Source organism: Mycobacterium sp. IDUB_36 (assembly GCF_055419225.1).
Map to the genome: position 1 here is coordinate 2,775,923 of NZ_JBVAXH010000001.1, position 25,702 is coordinate 2,801,624.

Genomic DNA, 25,702 nt, shown 5'->3' on the forward strand with positions numbered 1-25,702 from the left:
TTTCCCGCGTTGTCTTGTCACAGCTGTAACGGGTTCGCAACGGCAAGGTGGGTAGCCCGGCCGGCCGACCACTACAGTGGAAGTCAGGTACGCGGCGCCGGCGCTAAAGCCGGCAGAGACTGAAGTACCGATGGTGAGGGAGAGCAGGTAAACGCCAATGTTCGAACGTTTTACTGACCGTGCCCGCAGGGTTGTCGTCCTGGCGCAAGAAGAGGCCCGGATGCTCAACCACAACTACATCGGCACCGAGCACATCCTGCTGGGTCTCATCCACGAGGGCGAGGGCGTAGCGGCCAAGTCGCTGGAGTCGTTGGGCATCTCCCTGGAAGGTGTCCGCAGCCAGGTCGAGGAGATCATCGGTCAGGGCCAACAGGCCCCGTCCGGTCACATCCCCTTCACCCCGCGCGCGAAGAAAGTTCTCGAGCTGAGCTTGCGCGAAGCGCTGCAACTCGGCCACAACTACATCGGCACCGAGCACATTCTGCTCGGACTGATCCGTGAGGGCGAGGGCGTCGCCGCCCAGGTTCTGGTGAAACTGGGCGCTGAACTCACCCGGGTGCGCCAGCAGGTCATCCAGCTGCTGAGCGGCTATCAGGGCAAGGAGACCGCCGAGGCCGGCACCGGTGGCCGCGGCGGCGAGTCCGGCTCGCCGTCCACCTCGCTGGTGCTCGACCAGTTCGGTCGTAACCTGACCGCGGCTGCCATGGAGGGCAAGCTCGACCCGGTCATCGGCCGCGAGAAGGAAATCGAGCGGGTCATGCAGGTGCTGTCCCGCCGCACCAAGAACAACCCGGTGCTGATCGGTGAGCCAGGCGTCGGCAAGACCGCCGTCGTGGAGGGTCTCGCGCAGGCGATCGTGCACGGCGAGGTGCCCGAGACGCTGAAGGACAAGCAGCTCTACACCCTCGACCTGGGTTCACTGGTGGCCGGCAGCCGTTACCGCGGTGACTTCGAAGAGCGCCTGAAGAAGGTGCTCAAGGAGATCAACACCCGCGGCGACATCATCCTGTTCATCGACGAACTGCATACGCTGGTCGGTGCCGGAGCGGCCGAGGGCGCCATCGACGCGGCGTCGATCCTGAAGCCGAAGCTGGCCCGCGGCGAGCTCCAGACCATCGGAGCGACCACCCTCGACGAATACCGCAAGTACATCGAGAAGGACGCCGCCCTCGAGCGCCGGTTCCAGCCGGTTCAGGTCGGCGAGCCGACGGTGGAGCACACCATCGAGATCCTCAAGGGCCTGCGGGACCGCTACGAGGCGCACCACCGGGTGTCCATCACCGACGGTGCCGTGACGGCTGCCGCCACGCTGGCCGACCGCTACATCAACGACAGGTTCCTGCCGGACAAGGCAATCGACCTGATCGACGAGGCCGGCGCGCGGATGCGCATCCGCCGGATGACCGCTCCGCCAGACCTGCGCGAGTTCGACGAGAAGATCGCCGACGCCCGCCGGGAGAAGGAGTCCGCGATCGACGCGCAGGACTTCGAGAAGGCGGCCAGTCTGCGCGACCGTGAGAAGCAGCTGGTGGCCCAGCGGGCTGAGCGTGAAAAGCAATGGCGCTCAGGGGATCTCGATGTCGTCGCCGAGGTCGACGAGGAGCAGATCGCCGAGGTCCTCGGTAACTGGACCGGTATTCCGGTGTTCAAGCTCACCGAGGCCGAGACCACCCGGTTGCTGCGGATGGAAGACGAGCTGCACAAGCGGATCATCGGCCAGGAGGACGCGGTGCGGGCCGTCTCCAAGGCGATCCGTCGCACTCGCGCCGGGTTGAAGGACCCCAAGCGGCCGTCCGGTTCGTTCATCTTCGCCGGCCCGTCCGGTGTGGGTAAGACCGAGCTGTCCAAGGCGCTGGCCAACTTCCTGTTCGGCGACGACGACGCGCTCATCCAGATCGACATGGGTGAGTTCCACGACCGGTTCACCGCGTCGCGGTTGTTCGGTGCCCCGCCGGGATACGTCGGTTACGAAGAGGGCGGCCAGCTCACCGAGAAGGTGCGGCGCAAGCCGTTCTCGGTGGTGTTGTTCGACGAGATCGAGAAGGCCCACCAGGAGATCTACAACAGCCTGTTGCAGGTCCTCGAGGACGGTCGTCTCACCGACGGCCAGGGCCGCACGGTCGACTTCAAGAACACCGTGCTGATCTTCACCTCGAACCTCGGTACCTCCGACATCAGCAAGGCGGTCGGGCTGGGCTTCACCCAGGGCGGTGGCGAGAACAACTACGAGCGGATGAAGCAGAAGGTCAACGACGAGCTGAAGAAACACTTCCGCCCGGAGTTCCTGAACCGTATCGATGACATCATCGTCTTCCACCAGCTGACCAAGGAAGAGATCATCGAGATGGTCGACCTGATGATCGGCCGGGTGGGCAAGCAGCTCAAGGCCAAGGACATGGCGATGGAGCTCAGCGACAAAGCCAAGTCGCTGCTGGCCAAGCGTGGCTTCGACCCGGTGTTGGGCGCCCGCCCGCTGCGCCGGACCATCCAGCGGGAGATCGAGGACCAGCTCTCCGAGAAGATCCTGTTCGACGAGGTCGGTCCGGGCCAGCTGGTGACGGTCGACGTGGACAACTGGGACGGCGAGGGGAACGGCGAGGACGCGGTGTTCACGTTCCACGGCGCCCGCAAGCCAGTCGAGCCCGACCTCGCGAGCACCGGTGCGCATGCCGCCGGTAGCACGGGGACACCCACGCCGTAAGACGAACCGAAAAGCCGGCTAGCGCAACGCGTTAGCCGGCTTTCGGCTATTCGGCCGAGTCGGCGGTCCGGTAGCGGGCTTCGACGTCGGCCAGTTTCCAGTAGGCGATCGCGCCGAGCCAGGTCACCGCGAACAGGGCCACGATCGCCAGGCCGGCGTTGTTGAGGTCGATCCCGCTCACCCAACTGGTGATCGGATCGACCCAGTCGAGGTCGTCGTGCAGTATCGACACCAGTTCGATCGACCCGATCAGTAGCGCCACCGCGATCGACAGACCGGTGACCGCGAGGTTGTAGTAGATCTTGCGTACCGGCTGCATGAAAGCCCAGTCGTAGGCCACGGTCATCAGCAGCCCGTCCAGGGTGTCCATCAGCGTCATGCCGGCCGCAAACAACAACGGCACCACCAGTATTGCGTACCACGGCAGTCCGGCCGCCGCACCACTGCCCGCGAGTGCCAGTAACGCGACCTCGGTTGCGGTGTCGAACCCGAGGCCGAACAGTGCGCCCACCGGGTACAGCTGTATCGGCCTGGTGATGCGATTCATCACCGGACGCAACAGTCGGGCGAAAAACCCCCGATCATCAAGCGCCGCTTCGATTTCGCTGTCGGAGTACGAGCCGTCGCGAAGTTTGGCGAATGCGCGATGGATCCCGATCATCGCGATCACGTTCATGATGGCGATGAGATAGAGGAACAAGCCCGAGGCCAGGGTTCCGGCGAAGCCCAGCGCATGACGGGTGGGCGACTTGTCGTCGGCCAGGGTGCCCACCGCCCGCGCGCCGAGCATGATCAGCACGGCCATCACCAGCACCAAGGTCGAATGCCCCATGGCGAACCAGAATCCGACCGCCTTGGGCCGTTTTCCGTCCGACATGAGCTTGCGCGTGGTGTTGTCGATGGCCGCGATGTGGTCGGCATCGAACGCGTGCCGCAGCCCGAACAGGTACGCAGTGACGCCCAGCCCGACACCGAATACCTGCGTGCCAGAGCGATAGTGGTGCGGCGCGATGATGAACACCAATACCGCGAAGCCGACCAGATGCATCACCGCGATCACACCGAGCAAGACACCGATCTCGACGAAGTCGCGACGATTCCAGGTCGCCAGCAGGCGACGGACGAGTTGGGGCACTAGCGGTGTTGGGCAGGCAGCAAGGCGAAGACTTGTTTGGCCACCTGCAGCATCCAGCCAGTGAGACTCGGTCCGTGGTCGCGCGGCCAGTTCAGCTGAAAGCTCACCACGAAGGGCTGGCCGCCGATGTCGACGACGTACCAGCTGAACGTCAAATCACCCGGTAGACCACCGGCCTTCGAGCCAACGTACGGCCACTGGTTACGGTCGAGGTTGACGCCGGTCGCGGCATCCAGCATCTTCTTGACCGGTGCGGCGGCACCGACGGCGGCCGCCTGCAGCGCGACGTGCACGCGGCAGATGTCTTCGGCGCTGCCATACCATTCCGCGCCGAATGCTGAGGCTGGCACGTGTGCCCGGTTCGGATCTGGTTCGTAAACAGCGGAATCGGCGCGTTGCAGCATCTCGGCGCGCTCTTGCGCGGTGGCCTGTTTCCATTGGGCCCGGACGTCCGGCCGGCCCCATGCAATGGAAAACAGTTCGTACATCGTCGGGAACGGGGTCATCGCGGCGGGGTCGTGATGTCCCGCTTTTGCCAACGCGTCGTCGACAGCCTGCCGCCCGACTTTCTCGATCAGCATGTCGGTCGCCATGTTGTCGCTGGTGGCGATCATCTTCTCGGCGGCGGTGCGAACCGAGATTTGTTCTCCGACAGCCAGATCCATGCTGGACCCGACGGCTTTGCCCTTTTCGGTCACAAGTAGCTGGTCATCCCAGGACACCGTCCCGGCCGTGATCGATTCGGCTACGGCGTAGAGCACGTACAGCTTGAAGATGGAGGCCAGCGGCAGCGACAGGTCGGTGTTGGCGCCGGCAATCCGATCACATTGACCGGCATCGACTTTGGTGGCCTGCCATGAATAGCGGGCTTCGGTCTTGGCCAACAGCGCGTCGACGTCACTCCACCGCGAAATCTTCGGGGGGAGCGTGGTGAGGTCGAATCCGTCGACCATGGTGTTCTCGTCGGTGTGCACCCAGATCTCTTGCTGGGCACCGTACGACGTCGTCAGCTTCAGAGTGGCAGCACCCGCTTTGACGTCGACCGAGCGCAGTGTGAAGGGCCGATCCCACCACAGCTTCTCCATCACCGTCTGGACCTGCTCGACCATCTTCGGAGTCGCCAGGGTGCCAACCCCGACCGGGCCGATCGGCCAGTCCGAGTTCAGCATGTCCAGGGTCTGTCGCGCCCGCAGACCGGCCGGAGTCCGGACATCGATGTTCCGGTTGGACTCGGCGGCGTGTGCCGCCGGTGGCGGAGGTGGCGCGCAGGCCGGCGTCAATACGGTGAGCAGCGCGACGGTCGCCGCTATCGCCGCGGCCCGGCCTCCGCGCGGGCGCCGGTAGCGCCTACTTGCCGGATCCGGCAACGTCTAACACAACCTCGAATTCCAGCAGCGACGCGCCGGTCGCCACCGCGTTCTGCCGTTGCCCGGCGTGCGCCTCGATGGCAGGCCCGGTCGCCCAGGCCTGGAATGCCTCCTCGGACTCCCACTGCGTCACCACGAAGTAGCGGTCCTCGCCCTTGACGGGGCGCAGCAGCTGGAAGCCCAGGAACCCGGGCGAGTTGTCGACGGCGTGCGCGCGGTGGGCGAACCGCTTCTCCAACTCGGGGCCGGCGTCCGCAGGCACCTCGATTGCGTTGATCTTCACCACTGGCATTGCGCAAGGCTACCGCGCCCGCAATAGCCCACCTACAGCGCGCGAAGATAGCTGGATGGCCGCTGATCTGCTCACCCATCGCGGCGGTCGGGGTGAACCGCTGGTGCTGGTGCACGGCCTGATGGGCCGGGGCAGCACCTGGTCGCGACAGCTGCCGTGGCTGCGACGGTTGGGTGCGGTCTACACCTACGACGCCCCCTGGCATCGCGGTCGCGACGTCGCAGATCCGTTCCCGATCAGCACCGAGCGCTTTGTGTCCGACCTGGGCGACGCGGTGGCCGAACTGGGCGCAGCGGTCCGGCTTATCGGCCACTCGATGGGTGGGTTGCACTCCTGGTGCCTGGCCGCCGAGCGCCCGGAGCTGGTCTCTGCGCTGGTGGTCGAAGACATGGCACCGGACTTCCGCGGCCGCACCACCGGCCCGTGGGAGCCATGGCTGCACAGCCTGCCGGTCGACTTCGATTCCCCGGACAAGGTCATCGCGGAATTCGGCGACATCGCCGGCAGGTACTTCCTGGAAGCCTTCGACCGGACCGACGACGGGTGGCGGCTGCACGGGCACACCTCTCGATGGATCGAGATCGCCGCCGAGTGGGGCACTCGCGACTATTGGACGCAATGGCGGGCGGTGCGGTCACCGACCCTGCTCATCGAGGCCGGCAACTCGGTGGCCCCGGCCGGCCAGATGCAGACGATGATCGAAAACGGTTATCGGACAAAATATTTGCGTGTACCAGATGCGGGCCATCTGGTGCACGATGATGCGCCGCAGGCATATCGCCAGGCGGTGGAGTCATTCCTGGCGGCCGGTTAGCCTTCCTCGCCGGCCAGGGCGAAGCGCCCGTCGCTGGTCTTGGCCACCAGACCATCGGCGAGCAGCGACTCCAGTGCCCGGTCACGCTGTACCGTGTCGCGCAGCCAGACGACGTCGAGTTGGTCGCGGGTGACGGGTAAGTCGTTGCCGCGCAACACGTCCAGCAACCGCCCGCGGACCTGTCGGTCGGTTCCGGCGTAGCCCTGCGGTTTACGGGCCGGGCCGTCCGACGGCGGAAAACCGGCCTGCCGCCAGCCACAGGCGCTGAGCGGGCAGATGCCGCACTTCGGCGTCCGCGCCTGACACACCGTGGCACCCAATTCCATCAGCGCCGCGGAAAATGTATGCGCGGTCGAGTCTTTCGGCAACAGCGCCGACACGTCGGCGTGGTCGCGGACCGTGGACGCCGCACCGGCATCGGCCTTGCCGTGCACTACACGGGCCACCACCCGCCGCACATTGGTGTCGACCACCGGCACCGCCTGCTGGTAGGCGAAGCACGCCACCGCGCGGGCGGTATAGGCGCCGACCCCGGGCAGCGTCAGCAACAGCTCGACGTCGTCGGGTACCCGGTCGCCGTGATCGCGCGCGATGACGATCGCGCACTCGTGCAGGCGCTTGGCCCGGCGCGGGTAGCCGAGCTTGCCCCAGGCCCGCACGATCTCGCCGGTACCCGCCGCAGCCGTGGCCGACGGCGTCGGCCAGCGCGCGATCCACTCCCGCCAGATCGGCTCCACCCGCGACACCGGTGTTTGCTGCAGCATGAACTCGCTGACCAGGATCTGCCACGGCGTCACCGCGGGATCGCGCCACGGCAAGTCGCGGCGCGACCGGGCGTACCAGTCCAAGAGTTCACTATGCGTTACAGCGAGTGTCATAGCCGACTACGGCACAATGAGCGATATGCCGAATACCGATCCCGTAACCGCGTGGAAAGCACTCAAAGAGGGTAACGAGCGCTTCGTCGCGGGCCAGCCCGAACACCCGAGCCAGAGCATCGAGCACCGGGCCAGCCTGGCCAAGGGGCAGAAGCCCACCACCGCACTGTTCGGCTGCGGCGACAGCCGGGTGGCCGCCGAGCTCATCTTCGACCAGGGGCTCGGGGACATGTTCGTGGTGCGCACCGCCGGCCACGTCATCGACTCCTCGGTATTGGGATCACTGGAATTCGCAGTCGGCGCGCTGGGTGTGTCGGTGATCGTCGTCCTGGGTCACGACAGCTGCGGTGCGGTCAAAGCGACGCTGACCGCTTTGGACGACGGTGCGTTGCCCGGCGGCTACGTGCGCGACCTGGTCGAGCGGGTGACCCCGTCGATCCTGCTCGGTCGCCGGGAGGGCCTTACCCGGCCCGATGAATTCGAGGCACGCCACGTGGTGGAGACCGGCACCCAGCTGGTCGAGCGTTCGTCGGCGATCGCGGCCGCGGTTGCCGCCGGCGACCTGGCGATCGTCGGTGCGACCTACCACCTTGCCGACGGGCAGGTCGTGGTGCGCAACATCATCGGCGACGTCGGCGACAAGGTTGACGCCTGAGTCGCTGGAACGAGTTGGAGACGCACTCTGGCGGTGGCCGTCGGGCTGAGTTCCGGGGCGTCGCAGCCGCCGGATCTCCGAGCTAAGTCGGCGACACGCCGAGCCAGGTCGACCCTGTCGGTGTGACCTGGCCTTACCGTGTAAATGTGCTGGATCTGGAACCGCGAGGACCGCTGCCGCCGGAGATCTACTGGCGTCGCCGGGGATTGGCGATCGGGATCGCCGTCGTGGTGGTGGCCGTCATCGTCGCGATCATCGTCGCCATGCTGAGTGGAAGCGCCGGCGCCAACAACACCAACGCCGCCAAGAAGCCGACGCAGAACGCGCAAGGCGCGAACCCCGAGGGCAAGACCCCGGTGGAGCCGCCGGTCGGCGAGAATCCCGATCAGCCTGCCGAGACGCCGACGGCCGCGGTCCAGCCGCCGCCGGTGCTCAACGCCGGCGACGACTGCCCGGATTCGACGCTTGCCGTCAAAGGCCTGACCAACGCGCCGCAGTACGCCACCGGCGATCAGCCGAAGTTCGTGATGGTCGTGACCAACATCGGGCTGGTGGCCTGCAAACGCGATGTCGGGGCCGCGGTCCTGGCCGCCTACGTCTACTCGCTGGACAACAAGCGGTTGTGGTCGAATCTGGATTGCGCCCCGTCCAACGAGACACTGGTCAAGACGTTCGCGCCCGGCGAGCAGGTCACCACCGCGGTCACCTGGACCGGGATGGGGTCGGCGCCGCACTGCCCGCTGCCGCGTCCCGCGATCGGACCCGGCACCTACAACCTCGTCGTCCAGCTGGGAAACCTTCGCTCCCTTGCTGTTCCGTTCATCCTGGCGCCGGCGTTACCTCCCGGCCAGGCACCGCCTGCGGGGCCTGCGCCCGGACCCGCTCCGGGTCCGCTGCCCGGACCGGCGCCCGCACCCGGCGGCTGAGCCGCGCCGGCAGCGTTAACTGATGTGGTCGGCGATCGTCGATTCGGCCAACTGTGACAAGCCTTCTCGCACATGGCGAGCCCAGATCTCGCCGATCCCCTCGACTGATTCCAGGTCGCCCGCACTGGCGGCGAGCAGGCTCTGTAGCGACCCGAACTCGCGGACCAGGCGGTCCGCATGGGCGAACTGTAGCCGGGGGATCTCCGACATCGCCCGGTAGCCGCGCGAGCTCACCGCTGAGTCCTGTGCCTCCGCGGTCGAGGGATAACCGAAAACCCTTGCCATCGTGGTGAAGTCGAGTAGCTCGGCATCGGACATGGCATCCAGCTCGTCGAGCGTGGCCGCAACTTCGGCCTTGGACAGTGGCTCGGGGTTGGCGTGATAGTCCCGCACGATCAACTCGCGCGAGGCGTCGTTGCCGCCGAGCAGCTCTTCGAGCTGCAGTCGCAACTGGCGTCCGTCGGTACCCAACTCGACGACCTCGTTGTCCAGCTCCACGCCGATTCGGCGGACCAACTCGAGCCGCTGCACGACAGTCATCACGTCACGCAGAGTCACGAAGTCCTCGATCTCGGCCCGCGACAGCTGGCGGCTGACTTCGTCGAGGCGCGCCTTGTACCGTTCGAGGGTCGCGATGGCCTGATTGGCCCGCGACAGAATGGTCGACGAGTCAGCCAATACATGGCGTTCACCACTGAGGTAGACGGTCACGATGCTCATCGAATGGCTGACCGAGATCACCGGATAGCCCGTCTGGCTGGCGGCTCGCTCGGCCGAGCGGTGCCGGGTACCGGATTCGTCGGTGGGGATCGACGGGTCGGGCACCAGTTGGACGTTGGCCCGCAGGATCTTGCTGCCGTCGGTGGACAGCACCACCGCTCCGTCCATCTTGCACAGCTCACGCAGCCGCGTCGGCGCATAGCGCACGTCCAGGGAAAAGCCGCCGTCACAGATCGCTTCGACGCTGTCGTCGTAGCCGAGGACTATCAAGGCGCCGGTCCGGCCGCGCAGGATGCGCTCGAGGCCGTCGCGCAGGGCGGTACCCGGCGCCAGCCGCGCCACCGCCTCACGCAGAGTGGTGCGATGCTGCGGCGCCAAGCCGTTCGTTGTTGATTTGCCGACCGTCATCACCATTCATTGTGCTCTGTGGGCGCCGAGTCCACTCGATGTGGTGGGGTGGGGGCCTGGCCGCGGCGCTCGGTGATGTTGAGGACGTGCTCCAGCGCCGCGCCGATGTTGGCCGCCTGCAACGCCTTCAGCCCCGGTGGCACGGAGATGGTGCCCGCCGGGATCAGGGCCGTGGTGAAGCCCTGACGGGCGGCTTCGGCCAGTCGGCGTTCCATCCCGCCGACCCGACGGAGATCGCCGGCCAAGCCGACCTCGCCGATCATCACGGCGGTCGCCGGCAGCGGCAGGTTGGCATATGCCGAGGCCAGCGCGACGGCGACCGCGAGATCCGACGATGGGTCGGTCAGCCGCATCCCGCCGACGGTCGACAGGTAGACGTCGTTGACCGCGATCCTGAGGCGGGCGTGCTTTTCCAGCACGGCCGCGATCATCGCCGCTCGCGCATGGTCGATGCCGCTGACGGCGCGACGGGGTGCGCCGCCCGACGGGGTGGCCAGCAACGCCTGGATCTCGCCGACCAGCGGGCGCTTGCCGTCGAGTGCCACCGTGATCGCGGTACCCGCAACGGGTTCGGGCCGCTGGTCCAAGAAGAGCCCGGACGGGTCGGCCACACCTTCGATCCCGTTGTCCTGCAACAGAAAGCAGCCGACCTCCTCGGCGGCGCCGTAGCGGTTCTTCACGCCACGCACCATGCGCAGCAGCGAATTGCGGTCGCCTTCGAAGTGCAGCACCACATCGACCAGATGCTCGAGCGAGCGGGGGCCGGCGATGGCGCCGTCCTTGGTGACATGACCGATCAGAATCAGTGGCACCCCAGTGGTTTTCGCCGCCGCGGTCAACGCACTGGTCACCGCCCGCACCTGCGTGACGCCGCCGGCCACGCCGTCGGTGTCAGAGCTGGCCATGGTCTGCACCGAGTCGACCACCACCAGCGTCGGCTGCACGGCATCGATGTGGCCCAGCACGGCATGCAGGTCCGAGTCGGCGGCCAGATAGAGCTCGTCGTGGCTGCAACCGGTCCGGTCGGCCCGCATCCGGATCTGGCCCCTGGACTCCTCGCCCGATACATAGAGAGCGCGCCGGCCGGCCGCCGCCCACTGGTGGGCGACCTTGAGCAGCAGCGTCGACTTGCCTACCCCCGGATCGCCGGCGAGCAGCGTGACCGAGCCCGGCACGACGCCGCCACCCAGCACGCGGTCGAGCTCGTCGATCCCGGTGGGGCAGTGGCGGGTGCCGTCGGGTTCGACCGAACTGATCGGGACGGCGGCCGACGACGGGCTGACCACGGGACGGCTGCTGCCCCGGACGGCGCTGAGCATCGTGACCTCGTCAACGGAGCCCCAGGTGCCACATTCGAGGCAACGACCGACCCACTTGGCCGTGACGTGGCGGCACTCCGAACAGCGGTATTGCGATCGCGCCTTGGCCACCCGCTGACGGTATCCGCCGGCTGTGACAGAACTGTGGAGGCTAGCGGTGCGAGCCTTCCGGCGCCGAGATCGGCACCGCGAGGCTGACCCTGCCGGCCTTCTCGAAGTCGAAGGTGACGTCGTAGTTGGGCCCGTTGGTGATCGGCTTGCTCAACGCGATGGTCGCCTTGACCGTGTCGGCGGCCTCGACAGCGTCGTCCGCCTTTTTCGGCTGGCCGTTCTGCGCGCCGACGAACAAGACCCCGCTGGCGGGCAGGGTGGGATCGCCGGTGACCGTCACCTTGCCGATCTCGGTGGTGACGCCGAGCAGTCTGTCGTTGAAGTCCGGCGACTGATTGACGGCGACGAGGACGAGATCGACCGTCGCCCCCGGGCGCAGGAAGTCACCCGTCTGCCCCGCCTGGATGTGCACATTGCGCAGGGCAATGTTCTTGACGGTGGCCTGGTTGCCGTTGACGGCAGATTGCTGCATGGCCGTCTGCGCGATCTGGCCGGCCCCGCATCCGGAGATCATCAGGGCGCCGATCAAGGCGCCCGATCCGAGCGCGGCGATCTTTGCCGAGCGACGTGATCTCGAGACGCGGTTGTCGAAGCGGTTCACTCAAAGCCTCCTGCTCGGCCCACGAACGCCCTGTGGTTCGACTATGCACAGTAGTAGGTCGATCAGGCCGGCGAAAGCTGAGGGCCACCAATGCGTAGGCAGGCGGTTGTAGCAGCGCAGTAACCCGATTCCTGAGACGAATGGCGCCCATCCGGTCGTCTCCGGATGTCGATGAACGGCTTCGGAATTGGCCGCCGCCTTGCATGAATTCGGCGGTCTGTCAACCCCCTGTCCACACCCGCGGTGCCCCTGACCTGCACCGTTGTTCCACGGGTGTTGGCACGGCGTGTTAGTATGAAGGGACGAAAGGGGCTCGAAACAGATGAATTTTGCGGTCGGAGACACCGTTGTCTATCCACACCACGGTGCTGCGTTGATCGAGGCGATTGAAACCCGGACCATCAAAGGGGAACAAAAAGAGTATCTCGTCTTGAAAGTGGCGCAGGGCGACCTGACCGTTCGAGTACCCGCTGAAAACGCCGAGTACGTCGGCGTCCGCGACGTGGTCGGCCAAGAGGGCCTCGACAAGGTGTTCCAGGTGCTTCGGGCGCCGCACACCGAGGAGCCGACCAACTGGTCGCGCCGCTACAAGGCCAACCTGGAAAAGCTCGCCTCCGGCGACGTCAACAAAGTTGCTGAAGTTGTTCGCGACCTGTGGCGCCGCGACCAAGAGCGTGGCTTGTCCGCCGGCGAGAAGCGGATGCTCGCCAAGGCCCGTCAGATCCTGGTCGGCGAATTGGCGCTGGCCGAGAGCACTGACGACGCCCGCGCGGAGACCATCCTCGACGAGGCTCTGGCCGCCGCTTCCTGATTTTCTGACGCGCAAGGACCCGCATTGACCGGCACGGTCGCGGTCGTTCCGGCCGCTGGCTCGGGCGAGCGTCTGGCTGCCGGGGTGCCGAAGGCTTTCTTCGAACTCGATGGCCGCACCCTTGTCGAGCGTGCCGTGGACGGCCTACTGGGTTCTGGCGTGGTGGACCGCGTGGTGGTGGCAGTGCCCGCCGACCGCACCGACCGGGCCAAGCTCATTCTCGGTCACAACGCGACGGTGATCGCCGGCGGAGCCAACCGCGGAGACTCGGTCAGCCGGGCGCTGGCCGCCATCGCCGAGGCGGATACACCGGATTACGTGCTCGTTCATGACGCGGCGAGGTCGCTGACACCGCCCGAGCTGGTCGTTCGCGTCGTCGAAGCATTACGCGCCGGGTATCCTGCGGTCGTTCCCGCGCTGCCGGTCGCCGACACCATCAAAGCCATCGACGCCAACGGCGCCGTGCTCGGCACCCCTGAGCGGGCCGGGTTGCGCGCGGTGCAGACACCGCAGGGGTTCGTCACCGAGCTGCTGCTGCGGGCCTACCGACAGGCGGGGACGGCCGAGTTCACCGACGACGCGTCCCTGGTCGAACACATCGGCGGGCAGGTTCAGGTGGTCGACGGCGATCCGCTCGCCTTCAAGATCACCACGCGGCTCGATCTGCTGCTGGCTCAAGCGATTGTGAGCCGGTGAACGTCCGGGTCGGGCTGGGCACCGACGTCCACGTCATCGAGGCCGGCCGGCCCTGTTGGCTGCTGGGCCTGCTGTTTCCTGACGTCGACGGCTGCGCCGGACACTCCGACGGCGACGTGGCCGTCCACGCCCTGTGCGACGCCTTGCTCTCCGCTGCCGGCCTGGGCGACATCGGCGCGGTGTTCGGCGTCGACGACCCGCGCTGGGCCGGCGTCAGCGGCATGACGATGTTGCGCCACGTCGCCGATCTGCTCGCCGAGCGCGGCTTTCAGGTCGGAAATGCCGCTGTCCAGGTGATCGGAAACCGGCCGAAAGTGGGTCCCCGCCGCGACGAAGCACAGGCCGCGCTGTCGGAAGTCCTGCACGCGCCGGTATCGGTGTCGGCAACCACCACCGACGGCCTGGGCCTGACCGGGCGTGGCGAGGGTCGCGCGGCCATCGCAACGGCTCTGCTGGTCGGCAGCGTCGAGAACCTCGGTTAGCCGCGAGTCATTCGCCTCGCACTGATCGTTTCCCTTGCCGGCGAGACCCCGGGTCGAATCCGTCGGGCTTTGTAGCCCGAATCGACCCACCCGGGCCGCGGTGGTCATCGGCGCCGTGTTCGGCCCGGTAAGCTGGCACGTCGTGACCGATCGCGCCGACCTGCGGCTACACGACACGGCAACCGGCGCCGTTCGTGAATTCGTTCCGCTGCGCCCCGGTCACGTTTCCATTTACCTCTGCGGGGCTACCGTCCAGGGCCTGCCGCACATCGGCCACGTGCGCAGCGGAGTCGCTTTCGACATCCTGCGGCGCTGGCTGACCGCGCGTGGCTGCGACGTCGCGTTCGTCCGCAACGTCACCGATATCGACGACAAGATCCTGAACAAGGCCGCTGCGGCCGAGCGGCCGTGGTGGGAGTGGGCGGCCACCTTCGAGCGGGCGTTCTCCGCCGCCTACGACTCGCTGGGCGTCCTGCCGCCGTCCGTCGAGCCACGGGCCACCGGCCACATCACCCAGATGGTCGAACTGATCGAGCGACTGGTGGAGTCCGGCAACGCCTACGAAGGCTGCGGCGACGTCTACTTCGACGTGCTGAGCTACCCCGACTACGGCAAGTTGTCCGGTCACCGGATCGACGACGTGCATCAGGGTGAAGGCGTCGCGACCGGTAAGCGCGATCAGCGCGACTTCACGCTGTGGAAGGCCGCCAAACCCGGCGAGCCGTCCTGGCCCACGCCCTGGGGACGCGGACGACCTGGGTGGCATCTGGAATGCTCGGCGATGGCCCGGACCTATCTCGGGTCGGAATTCGACATTCATTGCGGTGGAATGGATCTCGTGTTCCCGCATCACGAGAACGAGATCGCGCAGAGCTGCGCGGCGGGTGACAAGTTCGCCAGGTACTGGCTGCACAACGGCTGGGTGACGCTGGGCGGCGAAAAGATGAGCAAGTCGCTGGGCAACGTGTTGGCGATCCCGGCGATGCTGCAGCGCGTCCGCGCCGCCGAACTCAGGTATTACCTGGGCAGCGCGCACTACCGTTCGATGCTCGAATTCTCCGAAACCGCATTGAAGGACGCGGTCAACGCCTACGTCGGGATCGAGGATTTCCTGCACCGGGTGCGCACCCGGGTCGGCGCTGTCGAACCCGGTGAGTGGACTCCGCGATTCGCCGCCGCGCTCAACGACGACCTGGCCGTGCCGACGGCGCTGGCCGAAGTGCACCGCACCCGCGCCGAGGGCAACCGCGCGCTCGATGCGGGCGACCATGACACCGCGCTCGCCGAAGCCGGCGCGATCCGCGCCATGATGGGCATTCTCGGCTGTGACCCGCTCGACGAGCGCTGGGTGTCGCGCGACGAGACGTCGGCCGCGCTGGGTGCGGTGGACGTGCTGGTTCGCGCCGAGCTGGAACGACGCCAACAGGCTCGCGCACAACGTGACTGGAAGCTGGCCGACGAGATTCGCGATCGTCTCAAAGACGCCGGCATCGAGGTCACCGACACCGGCGACGGCCCGCAATGGTCGTTGGAGTCCCAGGCCGATGGCCGGTAACTCTCAGCGCCGCGGCGCGATCCGCAAGACGTCGAAGAAGGGCCCGACGGTCGGCTCAGGCGGGCAACGGCGCCGTGGGTTGGAAGGTCGCGGCGCGACTCCGCCGGCCCACATGCGGCCCAACCATCCGGCCGGCAAGCAGGCCAAGGCGCAATCCCGGCGCCCCCCGCGGCGTAAAGAGGACGCCGCCGAGACGGTGCTGGGACGCAACCCGGTGCTCGAGTGCCTGCGTGCCGGGGTCCCGGCCACCGCGCTGTACGTCGCGCTCGGCGCCCAGGCCGACGAGCGGCTCAGCGAATCCGTCACGCTGGCAGCCGATTCCGGCATCGCGATCCTGGAAGTGCCGCGACACGACCTGGACCGGATGACCACCAACGGGCTGCATCAGGGCATCGCGCTGCAGGTGCCGCCCTACGCTTATTTACACCCGGACGAGCTGCTCAAGACGGCGCTGAACAACCCGCCCGCGTTGCTGGTCGCGCTCGACAACATCTCCGACCCGCGAAATCTCGGGGCGATTGTCCGCTCAGTAGCGGCGTTCGGTGGGCACGGGGTACTGATCCCGGAGCGGCGGTCCGCGTCGGTGACCGCCGTCGCCTGGCGGACCAGCGCCGGCGCCGCTGCGCGGATCCCCATCGCGCGGGCCACCAATCTCAATCGGACCCTGAAGGATTGGGCCGACAAAGGCCTGCAGCTCGTCGGCCTCGACGCCGACGGTGACACCGTCGTCGACGAGGTGGATGGCGGCGGTCCGATCGTCGTCGTGGTGGGATCGGAAGGCAAGGGACTGTCCCGCCTGGTCCGCCAGGCCTGCGATGCGGTGATCTCGATTCCGATGTCCGGGCCGACCGAATCGTTGAATGCCTCGGTGGCTGCCGGGGTGGTGCTGGCCGAGATCGCACGTCAGCGCCGTCGCTGAGATGGATTGGTTGCGCGACAACAAGATTCTCGTGGCGGCCGGTGCATTCACCGGCTACACGGTGGTGATGGCGGCTCTGGAACGACGCATGCTGGCCACCGGTGGTCCTGGAATCATCGCGTTCGAATTGGCCGGCAGCGGTTTTCGCGCCGAGCAGATCCTGGGGCAGTGGGGTCGCAGCGGCCAGCGCGCGGCGCGTACGTCGATGTGGCTCGACTTCGGGTACATGGCGACATACGGGGTGCTGACGGGGCTACTGGTGGAGCGCGCCCGTCGCCGTTGGGGGCATCCACAGGTGCTGACCACAGCCGTGGCCGTCGCGGTCGCCGGTGACGCCGTCGAGGGTGTGTCGCTGCTCAAGGTGCTCGACCGCGAGCAGGTCGACCGCAACGCCCGCCGAGCCCGCGGTGCCGCCCTGATCAAGTTCGCAGCACTCGCCGGTGCGCTCGGCTATGTCATCGCTGAATCGGTAGCTCCTCAACTGTCGAAATCCAGGGCAGGCCAACGCATCCGGCTAGCCGGGTCGTCGATCTTCCGCGAATCACGCTAGCCTCGACACCATGTCCGTCCAGCTGATCGTCCTGCTCTTCTCGGCCGCAACTGTCTTGGCCCCCAGCGTCCATGCCGAACCCGCCGCGTTCGACGTGGTTGCGCACCAAGGCGGGCCGGCCGGTGCGGGAACGGGGGAGTCGCTGCCGGCCTTTGCCAATGCACTCGAAATCGGCGTCAGCACATTGGAACTCGATATCGGTATCACAAAGGACCACCAGCCGGTGGTGTGGCACGACGATTTCATCGACCCGATGAAATGCCAGGACACCACGCCGGCCTTCGCGGGTGATCCGCAGTTCCCCTACCGCGGCAAGCTCGTGCACGATCTCACGCTCGCCCAAATCCGAACGCTGAACTGCGGCAACACCATTGCCGTATTGCCTGAGGTCTTCGCCCTGTTCGACGAGTACCGCGCCGACGTCCGGTTCGACATCGAGACAAAGGTCGATGCCGAGCAGCCTGCTCGAACCGCCGCTCCCGAGACATTCGTCGGGGTGATCCTGAGCGCCGTCCGTGCCGCGGGCCGGCTCGACCGTGTCGAGATGGAAAGCTTCGACTGGCGAACGCTGGATCTGGTGCGTCGCATCGATCCGTCAATACGACTGGCGGCCTTGTGGGATGCCCACACCTGGAGCACCGGCTCGCCGTGGCTGGCAGGCGTCAACCCCGCGGTGGTCGGCGACCCGGTCGTCGGTGCCGCGACGGTCGGCGCCACGATTCTGTCACCGGATCACGCACTGGTCGATCGCGGTCTGGTCGACCGCGCGCACGCCTCGTCACTCACCGTCCTTCCATGGACCGTGGACAACGTCGACGACATGCGGACCCAGATCGACGACGGGGTCGACGGCATCATCACGAATTATCCGGCCGTGTTGCGAGGCGTGCTGGCCGAACGGGGCATGCCCTTGCCCGCGGCGTACCGCCGAAACTAGCTGTGCGACAAGATGCGAGCGCCCGTCACACGCGCACCCAGGGATCCTCGCGCCGCCATACCGTCGGCATCTCCAGCGTGACACCGTCGCGGGCCGCTAAATCATCGAGGACCCGCAACGAGATGTCCAGGTCGTCAGCGACATAAGGCAAGGCCCGCAACGGCTTTGACAACGGCCGGAAGAAGTCGTCCCAGTGCACCGGCACCACCCGTTGTGCGCCGACGGTCCGCACCGTCTCCGCCCAGTAGTCGACGATGTAGGACTCCGGGAGCGCACCGAGCTGACCAATGCCCAGATAGACGACGTCGGCGCGCTGACCGGCCAGTGCACCTCTGACAAAACCGGCACTCCCCTGGACCAAGACTCGACGGTCCGACGAACGGTGATGGATCAGTGTCGACCACGCCTCCCCGCACCGGTAGGCGGCAGCCTTCACCGGCGGCACCACGGGTTCGTCGATGGTTCCGGGGAAACGGTCAGGCGGACTGTGGTGTGACTTCACCAGCGTGATGTCGAACTCGCCCAGCCGGATCGGCACACCCGAGTCGGCGACCACCAAGCGGTCCTCGTCGAGGCCGTGGCCGCGGCCCACATTCGCCGCGGACTCGCCTCCGACCAACTGGGCGCCGGTGCGGTCGGCGACGAGCGCGGAATCCAAGGCGTGGTCGAAGTGGGTGTGCACCGGCACAACCGCCGCGAGGCGGGTGATCCCGACTCGCGCGAGACACCCGTCGACCCGGGCAGGCGACGGCGACACTTTGCCGAGCCCGACCCGGGCCAGGCTCGGCCGGGAGAAGAAGCCGTCGGTCATCAGCGCCGAGGATCCGTCGTCGATCAGCAGCGTCGACACCCCCAACCACGTCACCGTCAACGGCGCATCGGAAGCGGCGGCCGGCACGGTGAAGCGGTGTGCGTGCCGTTCGAGGTCCGGACGTCCCGGTCGCAGGCGCATCAGCAGAATGCCTCCAGCTCGATACCGGCGGCCTGCAGCCGGTGCCGCACAGCGGTCGCGATCTGCACCGCGCCCGGTGAATCACCATGCACACAAACCGATTCCACGCTCACATCAAGGGTCGAACCGTCGACGGCGGTGACGGTCCCCGAGGTCACCATGGTCAGCACCCGCTCGGCGATCGCGGCCGCGTCGTCCAGCACCGCGCCGGGCTCACGCCGCGAGACGAGTCGACCGTCAGCCTGATAGGCGCGGTCGGCGAACGCCTCGGCGACCGTGCGAAGACCACACCGCTCGGCTTCGTCGAAGAACGACGAGCCCGCCAGGCCGAGCACCGGCAAACCCGGATCGACGCTCCGCACCGCTTCCGCGACGGCGGCCGCCTGGTCGCGATTCGTCACGATCGTGTTGTACAGCGCGCCATGGGGTTTGACGTAGGACACCGCTGAGCCGGCGGCCGCGGCCAGGCCCTGCAGGGCGCCGATCTGATACACCACGTCGGCCAGTAGATCCTCGGGTGCGACGTCGATGAAGCGCCGGCCGAAACCGGCCAGGTCGCGGTAGCTCACCTGAGCACCGATTCGCACACCGCGCTCGGCTGCCAACCGGCACACCGACAGCAGTCCGGCCGGGTCACCGGCGTGAAAACCGCACGCGACGTTGGCGCTGCTGACGACGCCGAGCATCGCGTCGTCGTCGCCGAGTCGCCACACGCCGAAGCCCTCACCGAGGTCGGCGTTGAGGTCGATTCTGGCCACGGTCGACAGCTTAAGCGCGCGATCGCCCGCCGCTTTGGGACTGTGGCGATTCCCGGCACAGCAGTGGCGATCGCAGGCGGATGCCGACGTCGGTGAGATCGTCGGGCGTCCTGCACGCAGGCGTAGTTGCCGAAAGACGGCTGACCCGACAACTGCCCGTTAAACTCGCAGGTTATGAGCCCATTGCCGCGACGCCGGGCGACCCTGGCCTCGCTGGCGGCCGAGCTCAAGGTGTCGCGGACGACCATCTCGAACGCCTACAACCGGCCCGACCAACTGTCGGACGCGCTGCGCGAAAGGGTGCTCGCCACCGCCAAGCGCCTGGGCTATCCCGGGCCCGATCCGGTGGCCCGCTCGCTGCGAACCCGCAAGGCCGGTGCGGTGGGCCTGGTGATCACCGAGCCGCTCACCTACTCGTTCAGCGATCCCGCGGCTCTGGATTTCGTTGCTGGACTTGCCCAGTCGTGCGAGGTCCTCGGCCAGGGTCTGCTGCTGGTGGCAGTGGGACCCGGCCGAAGCGTCGCCGACGGAACGGCGTCGGTGCTCGCCGCGGGAGTGGACGGGTTCGTGGTCTATTCGTCGGCCGGCGACGACCCCTACCTTCAGGTGGTGTTGCAGCGGCGGCTGCCGTTGGTGGTGGTCGACCAACCCAAAGGCGTGCCCGGCGCATCCTGGGTCGGCATCGACGACCGATCGGCGATGCGCGAAATCGCCGACTACGTCGTCGGTTTGGGGCATCGCGACATCGGTCTGCTGACGATGCGGCTGCTACGTGACCGGCACCAGGGTCTGGCCGACATGAAGCGCCTGCGGGCGTCCACTTTTCATGTTCAGAACGAACGCATCCAGGGGGTGCGCGAGGCGATGGTCGCGGCCGGACTCGACCCGGACTCGTTGACCGTCGTCGAGAGTCACGAGCACACTCCGACATCCGGCGGCGTTGCTGCCGACATCGCGCTGCAGGCCAACCCGCGGATCACCGCGCTGATGTGCACCGCCGACGTGCTGGCAGTCTCGGCGCTGGAATATCTGCGCGCCCGCGGCACACTCGTGCCCGGCCAGATGACCGTCACCGGCTTCGACGGCGTGCCCGAGGCGATGAACCGCGGCCTGACCACGGTCGCCCAGCCGAGCCTGCAGAAGGGACGACGCGCCGGCGAGCTCTTACTGAGCGGAGACCTCGACCCGACCGTCGAGGTGCTCGGCACCACGCTGATCCACGGCCGCACTGCCGTCGCGCCGGCCTGACCTCTACACCTGGGCGGTGTTCTCGTCGCCGATCAGGAGCCGAACCGCCAACTCCAGCCGCTTGGCGACGTCGGTCGCCGACGCCCGCCGGGTCAGCCAGGCAAGCAGGTTGTTCGTCCACACGTCCGAGATCACCCGGGCGATGTGGTACTGCTCCTCGGTCGGCTCGCCGTCGCTCATCGCGCGGGCGAACATCGAATCGATCAGCTTCTCCACCTGATCCACCTCGCCGGCCGCCGACGCATCGGCGAAGACGTAAGCGCGGGTCATGGCCTCGGTGAGCAGCGGGTTGCGCTGCATCGCGCGGTTGAGTTTGCTGATCATGAAGTTCAGTCGCTGATTCGGCGATCCGCCGACCAGCGTCGAGCGATCGGTCTTGGCGTCGATGCGCTCGAACTCCCGGCCCAGCGCCGAGACCAGCAGGTGCACCTTGGACGGGAAGTACCGGTACAGCGTGCCCACCGCGACGTCGGCACGGTCGGCCACCGCGCGCATCTGAACGGCCTCGTAGCCGCCCTTCGAGGCGATCGCCATGGTCGCATCGAGAATGCGCTTGCGCCGCTCCCGCTGCGCTTCGGAGCCGAGCTCCGACTCGGCCAGCACCGCCACGTTCAACACCTCACGAGGTTGCGCGGAGGATGAACTCGCGGATGATCCCGAGTTCTTGTTCGCCGGTGACGACATCTGACGGACTGCTCCTTCTCTTACGCGCTCGCCCGAAACGATACGCATGCCGAGCGCGAATCTCTCACCTCCGTGCGGCCTGGACACCCGGATGTCCTGCTGCGATGGCATTCGACTTGACGGTCGAACACTGGCACTATTAGAACACGTTCTAGTGCTGCGCGTTGCCTCTCGCGCTGCGCCGTTCCCCGTCGATCGAGGAGTTCAGGTGGCCACGAGTATCGCCGACGAGCAGTTTGCGGCGCGGGAGTTGGTCCGCGACTGGGCGGCCGGCAGCGGCGCGACGGAGGCGGTTCGGGATATCGAGCAGGGTGAGCCGAACGCCTGGCGCACCGCATTCGAAGGCCTGGCCAACCTGGGCCTGTTCGGCGTCGCGGTCCCCGAAGAGTGCGGCGGCGCCGACGGCAGCGTCGAGGACCTCTCGGCGATGGTCGAGGAAGCCGCACGGGCGTTGGTGCCCGGCCCGGTGGCCACCACCGCCTTAGCCACACTCGTAGTGTCCGACCCCGCGCTGCGGACGGCTCTGGCTGCCGGCGAGCGCACCGCCGGAGTGGCCTTCGAAAGCGACGTCGAATTCGACGAGACGGCCTCCCAGGTGTCCGGAACCCTGCCGTGGGTGCTCGGCGGCCTCGCCGACGGGCTGCTGTTGTTTCCGGCCGGAGAGGAGTGGCTGCTGGTCGACCCGAGCGCTGCCGATGCCGCGGGCACTGTCGTCGTCGAGGCGTTGCACCCCACCGACTTCTCCCGCCCGCTGGCCCGGGCGGTACTCACCTCGGCCCCGGCGAGCGTGATCGACGCCCCGGTGGGCTGGGTGTCCGATCTGACCGCGACGGTGTTGTCCGCCGAGGCCGCGGGGATCACCCGCTGGGCGCTGGACACTGCGGTCGCCTACGCGAAGGTTCGGGAACAATTCGGCAAACCGATCGGCAGCTTCCAGGCGATCAAGCATCTGTGCGCCGAGATGCTCTGTCGCACCGAGCAGATCGCGGTCGCCGCTGCGGACGCCGCTCGCGCCGCACAGGACGGCGACCCCCGGCAGCTGTCCATCGCGGCCGCCATCGCCGCGGGTCTCGCGATCGAGGCGGCAAAGGCCAACACCAAGGACTGCATCCAGGTTCTCGGTGGCATCGGCATCACCTGGGAGCACGATGCTCACCTGTACCTGCGCCGCGCCTACGGTATCGGCCAGTTCCTCGGGGGCCCCGCGCACTGGCTGCGCCGGACGGCCGAGTTGACCCAGGACGGTGTCCGCCGCGATCTCAGCATCGACCTCAGTGACGTCGCCGACCTTCGGCCCGAAATTGCCAGTGCCGCAGCAGGAGTCGCTGCTACGGCAGAGGGCGAGCGGCAGGCCGGGTTGGCCGAAGCGGGTCTGCTGGCGCCACACTGGCCGAAGCCGTACGGCCGCGGCGCCGGGCCGGCCGAGCAGCTGTTGATCGATCAGGAACTGGCGTCGGCCGGTGTGAGCCGACCCGATCTGGTGATCGGCTGGTGGGCCGCGCCGACCATCCTCGAGCACGGAACGCCCGAGCAGATCGAGCGCTTCGTTCCGGGCACGTTGAGCGGCGAAATCTTCTGGTGCCAATTGTTTTCCGAGCCTGGTGCCGGATCGGACCTGGCATCGCTGCGCACCAAAGCGGTTCGTGTCGACGGTGGCTGGGAGTTGACCGGCCAGAAGGTGTGGACCTCGTCGGCGCACAAAGCGCAGTGGGGTGTCTGCCTGGCCCGCACCGACCCCGAAGCTCCCAAGCACAAAGGCATCTCGTATTTCCTGATCGACATGACCTCGCCGGGTATCGAGATCCGGCCGCTGCGTGAGATCACCGGCGACGCATTGTTCAACGAAGTCTTCCTGGACAACGTGTTCGTTCCCGACGAGATGGTGGTCGGCACCGTCAACGACGGCTGGCGCCTGGCCCGCACCACACTGGCCAACGAACGTATCGCAATGGCCGCCGGCACCGCGCTGGGCAACCCGATGGAGCAGCTGCTCGACGAGGCGGCCAAGGCGAATATCGATGTCGCACAACAAGATCAGCTTGCCCACCTGATCATCACCGCGCAGGTCGGCTCACTGCTCGACCAGCGCATCGCCCAGTTAGCCGTCGGCGGTCAGGACCCGGGCGCGCAGTCGAGTGTCCGAAAGCTGATCGGAGTCCGCTACCGGCAGGCGCTGGCCGAATACCGGATGGACCTCAGCGAGGGCTCGGGCATCGTCGCCGACAACACTGTCAAGGACTTCCTGAACACCCGTTGCCTGACGATTGCCGGCGGTACCGAGCAGATCCTGCTGACCGTCGCCGCCGAGCGGCTTCTCGGTCTGCCCCGCTGAGTCAACACCGAAACCGCGACCTTGCAGTCAGTTTCGCGGCTGAGGGCTCAGGAGAAGGCGGCCTGCGCGCAGGTGCTCGGCGAGGTGATGTTGTTGCCGCCGTAGACCACCTGGATGTGCGTGCACATGATCACCGGCTTGTCGGTGCGCGGCTGGCCGGTGTGCCAGTCAGTCGCGTCGATCCGCCCGGTGGTCTGATACTTCTCCAGCGGGCCCTCACCCATGTAGATGGTGGTGACGTTGTCGTTGCCACCCTCTTTGAACACCCGGTCGTACTGCGCGTAGGCGTGCACGTCGAGGTACAGCGTGCGGTCCATCGAGCGAATATCGGTGCTCTGTCGTGACCAGAGGTCGTGGGGGAAGCCATCGAGGGCGTCACCGGTCCTGCGGCCGGCGCCGACGGTGAAGTCACACGTGCCGTTCGCGGCGTGGCAGTCGAGCGTGGCGCGGGTTTCCAGCTGGCTGCCGTCGTTGAGCGGGATCAGCGAGGTGGCGGTGTTGGCCGCCGCCGGCGCGATCGCGGGCGGTGTCAACGCGAGCATCAGGCCAACGCCCGCCAATGCCGTGACCAGCCGCATCATCTGCTTCGTCCTCCGTCTCGCCGCGCCTGAGCAGAACTTACGCCGCGGCTATTCGTCGTAAGTGACTTCGACCGAATCGGTCTCGGGGTGCGCCTGGCACGCCAGGATCAAGCCGTCGTCCAGATCCTGCTGTTCGAGAACATCGTTGACCTCCATGTTCACCTTTCCGTTGCGCAAGGTGGTGGCGCAGGCGCCGCAGTGTCCTTCGCGGCAGGAGAACGGCGCATCCAGGCCGGCGTCCAGCAGCACGTCGAGCAGCTTGGCCTTGCGCGGCCACGACACGGTGTGGGTCTCGCCGTCGAGTTCGACCACCGCACTGGCCGGGCCCGCGGCGTCATCGTCATCGTCGTGTTCGATCTTCACCGCCGCGAACGGGTCACTGTCCAGCGATTTGAACACCTCGAAATGCACTTGCCCCGCAGGCACTTTCGCACTCTCGAACGCCTCACGGGCAGCTGCCATGAACGGCCCGGGCCCGCAGATGAATGCCTGCCGGCCGGTGAACGGCGCGACCAGCTGCGCCAGCGCATTCGCCGACGGCAGCCCCTGCAACGACTCCAGCCAGTGCACGACGGTCAGCCGGTCCGGATACTTGGCGGCCAGCTCGCGGAGCGCGTCACCGAAGATTACCGACCGCTCGTCGCGGTTGGCGTAGAGCAGGGTCACCTGTCCGCCGCCCTCCGACAGCGCTGACTTGCAGATCGACATGATCGGCGTGATCCCACTGCCGGCCGCCAGCAGGACGAAGTCGTTGTCGAGCGTCTTGGGGACGAACGTCCCCGAGGGAGCCAGCACGTGGATGCGCATCCCGGCGCGCGCGTTGTCGCAGAGCCAGTTCGACGCATAACCGTCTTTGTCGCGCTTGACGGTGACCGTCAGCGCCTCGTCGGAGAACGGCGAACTGCACAGCGAATAGCAGCGGGCGACCGAGCCGGTGCGGTCGCTGGGGATCCGCAGGGTCAGGAACTGACCCGGGGCGTAGCGCAGCCGTTCGGGCGGCACCGCGGGATCCTCCGGGCCGCTCGGGACGCTGAACACCAGCGACCGCGCGTCGTCTGTCTCGACGACGACGTCGGCGATCTCCAGCTCCAGAACGTGACTGCCAAGTGGTTCGTCGGGAATTGTGCCCGTCACAACCCCGCCTTTCCGTCCGTCATAACTAGAACAGGTTACAGAAACGTGGATAGGTATCGCTACCAGCCGCAGCAATAGGCCGCTCGACACGAATCGGAACGTGTTCTAGTCTTGGTCTACGTAAGCCACCTTTGGA

General features: G+C 67.1%; 25 protein-coding genes. 13 read left to right on the forward strand and 12 right to left on the reverse strand.

Annotation, left to right across the window (positions count from 1 at the left end):
* The first annotated feature begins 157 nt into the window (after positions 1 to 157).
* Positions 158 to 2,701: an ATP-dependent protease ATP-binding subunit ClpC gene (gene clpC1 / locus ACZYW1_RS13705; protein WP_463786537.1), complete on the forward strand. Its 2,544-nt coding sequence runs from the start codon at positions 158 to 160 to the stop codon at positions 2,699 to 2,701.
* A 46-nt stretch (positions 2,702 to 2,747) separates the two neighbouring features.
* Here the strand turns inward: clpC1 and nicT are convergent, their stop codons facing one another.
* The 3 genes from nicT to mhuD are packed head-to-tail and all read right to left on the reverse strand — an operon-like array spanning position 2,748 to position 5,495.
* Complete coding sequence (gene nicT / locus ACZYW1_RS13710; RefSeq protein ID WP_463786538.1) at positions 2,748 to 3,836, reverse strand: Nickel transporter NicT; 1,089 nt, start codon at positions 3,834 to 3,836, stop codon at positions 2,748 to 2,750.
* Complete coding sequence (locus ACZYW1_RS13715) at positions 3,836 to 5,203, reverse strand: serine hydrolase (RefSeq protein WP_463786542.1); 1,368 nt, start codon at positions 5,201 to 5,203, stop codon at positions 3,836 to 3,838. Before ACZYW1_RS13715 ends, nicT begins: the two co-directional genes overlap by 1 nt.
* Positions 5,184 to 5,495, reverse strand: coding sequence for a mycobilin-forming heme oxygenase MhuD (gene mhuD / locus ACZYW1_RS13720; protein WP_463786544.1), 312 nt, complete (start codon positions 5,493 to 5,495; stop codon positions 5,184 to 5,186). The genes ACZYW1_RS13715 and mhuD overlap by 20 nt, the downstream gene beginning before the upstream one ends.
* Before the next feature lie 55 nt (positions 5,496 to 5,550).
* On the opposite strand from mhuD, the gene ACZYW1_RS13725 reads away from it, so the two are divergent.
* Positions 5,551 to 6,309 (forward strand): alpha/beta fold hydrolase, encoded by a 759-nt coding sequence (locus ACZYW1_RS13725; RefSeq protein ID WP_463786546.1) that lies wholly within the window; start codon positions 5,551 to 5,553, stop codon positions 6,307 to 6,309.
* On the opposite strand, the gene ACZYW1_RS13730 is transcribed toward ACZYW1_RS13725, so the two are convergent.
* Positions 6,306 to 7,187, reverse strand: coding sequence for an HhH-GPD family protein (locus ACZYW1_RS13730; protein ID WP_463786547.1), 882 nt, complete (start codon positions 7,185 to 7,187; stop codon positions 6,306 to 6,308). The genes ACZYW1_RS13725 and ACZYW1_RS13730 overlap by 4 nt on opposite strands.
* A gap of 25 nt (positions 7,188 to 7,212) precedes the next feature.
* Between ACZYW1_RS13730 and ACZYW1_RS13735 the strand changes: the two genes are divergently transcribed.
* The gene (locus ACZYW1_RS13735; RefSeq protein ID WP_463786548.1) at positions 7,213 to 7,842 is read left to right on the forward strand and encodes a carbonic anhydrase; all 630 of its coding nucleotides are present in this window, start codon (positions 7,213 to 7,215) and stop codon (positions 7,840 to 7,842) included.
* Positions 7,843 to 7,988: 146 nt separating this feature from the next.
* Positions 7,989 to 8,768, forward strand: a complete 780-nt coding sequence (locus tag ACZYW1_RS13740; RefSeq protein ID WP_463786549.1) for a hypothetical protein — start codon at positions 7,989 to 7,991, stop codon at positions 8,766 to 8,768.
* A gap of 15 nt (positions 8,769 to 8,783) precedes the next feature.
* Here ACZYW1_RS13740 and disA read toward each other — a convergent pair whose 3' ends face one another.
* The 3 genes from disA to ACZYW1_RS13755 are packed head-to-tail and all read right to left on the reverse strand — an operon-like array spanning position 8,784 to position 11,927.
* Positions 8,784 to 9,896, reverse strand: coding sequence for a DNA integrity scanning diadenylate cyclase DisA (disA, locus tag ACZYW1_RS13745; RefSeq protein ID WP_463786551.1), 1,113 nt, complete (start codon positions 9,894 to 9,896; stop codon positions 8,784 to 8,786).
* On the reverse strand, positions 9,896 to 11,326 hold the full coding sequence (gene radA, locus ACZYW1_RS13750; RefSeq protein ID WP_463786552.1) for a DNA repair protein RadA: 1,431 nt from the start codon (positions 11,324 to 11,326) through the stop codon (positions 9,896 to 9,898). The genes disA and radA overlap by 1 nt, the downstream gene beginning before the upstream one ends.
* Positions 11,327 to 11,366: 40 nt before the next feature.
* Complete coding sequence (locus tag ACZYW1_RS13755; protein ID WP_463786554.1) at positions 11,367 to 11,927, reverse strand: copper chaperone PCu(A)C domain-containing protein; 561 nt, start codon at positions 11,925 to 11,927, stop codon at positions 11,367 to 11,369.
* A 322-nt stretch (positions 11,928 to 12,249) separates the two neighbouring features.
* On the opposite strand from ACZYW1_RS13755, the gene carD reads away from it, so the two are divergent.
* From carD to ACZYW1_RS13790, 7 genes are all read left to right on the forward strand, one after another.
* A complete protein-coding gene (gene carD / locus ACZYW1_RS13760; RefSeq protein ID WP_067340958.1) occupies positions 12,250 to 12,738 on the forward strand; it encodes an RNA polymerase-binding transcription factor CarD in 489 nt (162 codons plus the stop codon).
* A 24-nt stretch (positions 12,739 to 12,762) separates the two neighbouring features.
* The gene (gene ispD, locus ACZYW1_RS13765) at positions 12,763 to 13,434 is read left to right on the forward strand and encodes a 2-C-methyl-D-erythritol 4-phosphate cytidylyltransferase (protein ID WP_463786556.1); all 672 of its coding nucleotides are present in this window, start codon (positions 12,763 to 12,765) and stop codon (positions 13,432 to 13,434) included.
* A complete protein-coding gene (ispF, locus tag ACZYW1_RS13770; protein ID WP_463786558.1) occupies positions 13,431 to 13,916 on the forward strand; it encodes a 2-C-methyl-D-erythritol 2,4-cyclodiphosphate synthase in 486 nt (161 codons plus the stop codon). Before ispD ends, ispF begins: the two co-directional genes overlap by 4 nt.
* Before the next feature lie 142 nt (positions 13,917 to 14,058).
* Positions 14,059 to 15,471, forward strand: coding sequence for a cysteine--tRNA ligase (cysS, locus tag ACZYW1_RS13775; protein ID WP_463786559.1), 1,413 nt, complete (start codon positions 14,059 to 14,061; stop codon positions 15,469 to 15,471).
* Positions 15,461 to 16,390 carry a 23S rRNA (guanosine(2251)-2'-O)-methyltransferase RlmB gene (rlmB, locus tag ACZYW1_RS13780; RefSeq protein WP_463786561.1) on the forward strand — a complete coding sequence of 310 codons (930 nt, stop codon included), beginning with the start codon at positions 15,461 to 15,463 and terminating at the stop codon, positions 16,388 to 16,390. Before cysS ends, rlmB begins: the two co-directional genes overlap by 11 nt.
* A 1-nt stretch (position 16,391) precedes the next feature.
* The gene (locus tag ACZYW1_RS13785; RefSeq protein WP_463786563.1) at positions 16,392 to 16,940 is read left to right on the forward strand and encodes a hypothetical protein; all 549 of its coding nucleotides are present in this window, start codon (positions 16,392 to 16,394) and stop codon (positions 16,938 to 16,940) included.
* A 10-nt stretch (positions 16,941 to 16,950) separates the two neighbouring features.
* Positions 16,951 to 17,877 carry a glycerophosphodiester phosphodiesterase family protein gene (locus ACZYW1_RS13790; protein ID WP_463786565.1) on the forward strand — a complete coding sequence of 309 codons (927 nt, stop codon included), beginning with the start codon at positions 16,951 to 16,953 and terminating at the stop codon, positions 17,875 to 17,877.
* Between the two features lie 25 nt (positions 17,878 to 17,902).
* Here ACZYW1_RS13790 and ACZYW1_RS13795 read toward each other — a convergent pair whose 3' ends face one another.
* Together ACZYW1_RS13795 and ACZYW1_RS13800 are read right to left on the reverse strand one after the other, a co-directional pair.
* Entirely contained in the window at positions 17,903 to 18,829 is a 927-nt protein-coding gene (locus tag ACZYW1_RS13795; RefSeq protein WP_463786567.1) for an MBL fold metallo-hydrolase, read from the reverse strand.
* A complete protein-coding gene (locus ACZYW1_RS13800) occupies positions 18,829 to 19,587 on the reverse strand; it encodes a LamB/YcsF family protein (RefSeq protein WP_463786569.1) in 759 nt (252 codons plus the stop codon). Before ACZYW1_RS13800 ends, ACZYW1_RS13795 begins: the two co-directional genes overlap by 1 nt.
* Before the next feature lie 174 nt (positions 19,588 to 19,761).
* Between ACZYW1_RS13800 and ACZYW1_RS13805 the strand changes: the two genes are divergently transcribed.
* On the forward strand, positions 19,762 to 20,835 hold the full coding sequence (locus ACZYW1_RS13805; protein ID WP_463786570.1) for a LacI family DNA-binding transcriptional regulator: 1,074 nt from the start codon (positions 19,762 to 19,764) through the stop codon (positions 20,833 to 20,835).
* A gap of 3 nt (positions 20,836 to 20,838) precedes the next feature.
* Here the strand turns inward: ACZYW1_RS13805 and kstR are convergent, their stop codons facing one another.
* Complete coding sequence (gene kstR / locus ACZYW1_RS13810) at positions 20,839 to 21,444, reverse strand: cholesterol catabolism transcriptional regulator KstR (protein WP_463787826.1); 606 nt, start codon at positions 21,442 to 21,444, stop codon at positions 20,839 to 20,841.
* 283 nt (positions 21,445 to 21,727) lie between these two features.
* Between kstR and ACZYW1_RS13815 the strand changes: the two genes are divergently transcribed.
* On the forward strand, positions 21,728 to 23,851 hold the full coding sequence (locus ACZYW1_RS13815; protein ID WP_463786572.1) for an acyl-CoA dehydrogenase family protein: 2,124 nt from the start codon (positions 21,728 to 21,730) through the stop codon (positions 23,849 to 23,851).
* Positions 23,852 to 23,898: 47 nt separating this feature from the next.
* Here the strand turns inward: ACZYW1_RS13815 and ACZYW1_RS13820 are convergent, their stop codons facing one another.
* Together ACZYW1_RS13820 and ACZYW1_RS13825 are read right to left on the reverse strand one after the other, a co-directional pair.
* Entirely contained in the window at positions 23,899 to 24,432 is a 534-nt protein-coding gene (locus ACZYW1_RS13820) for a hypothetical protein (RefSeq protein ID WP_463786574.1), read from the reverse strand.
* 48 nt (positions 24,433 to 24,480) lie between these two features.
* The gene (locus ACZYW1_RS13825) at positions 24,481 to 25,566 is read right to left on the reverse strand and encodes a 2Fe-2S iron-sulfur cluster-binding protein (RefSeq protein ID WP_463786575.1); all 1,086 of its coding nucleotides are present in this window, start codon (positions 25,564 to 25,566) and stop codon (positions 24,481 to 24,483) included.
* Between the last annotated feature and the right edge of the window lie 136 nt (positions 25,567 to 25,702).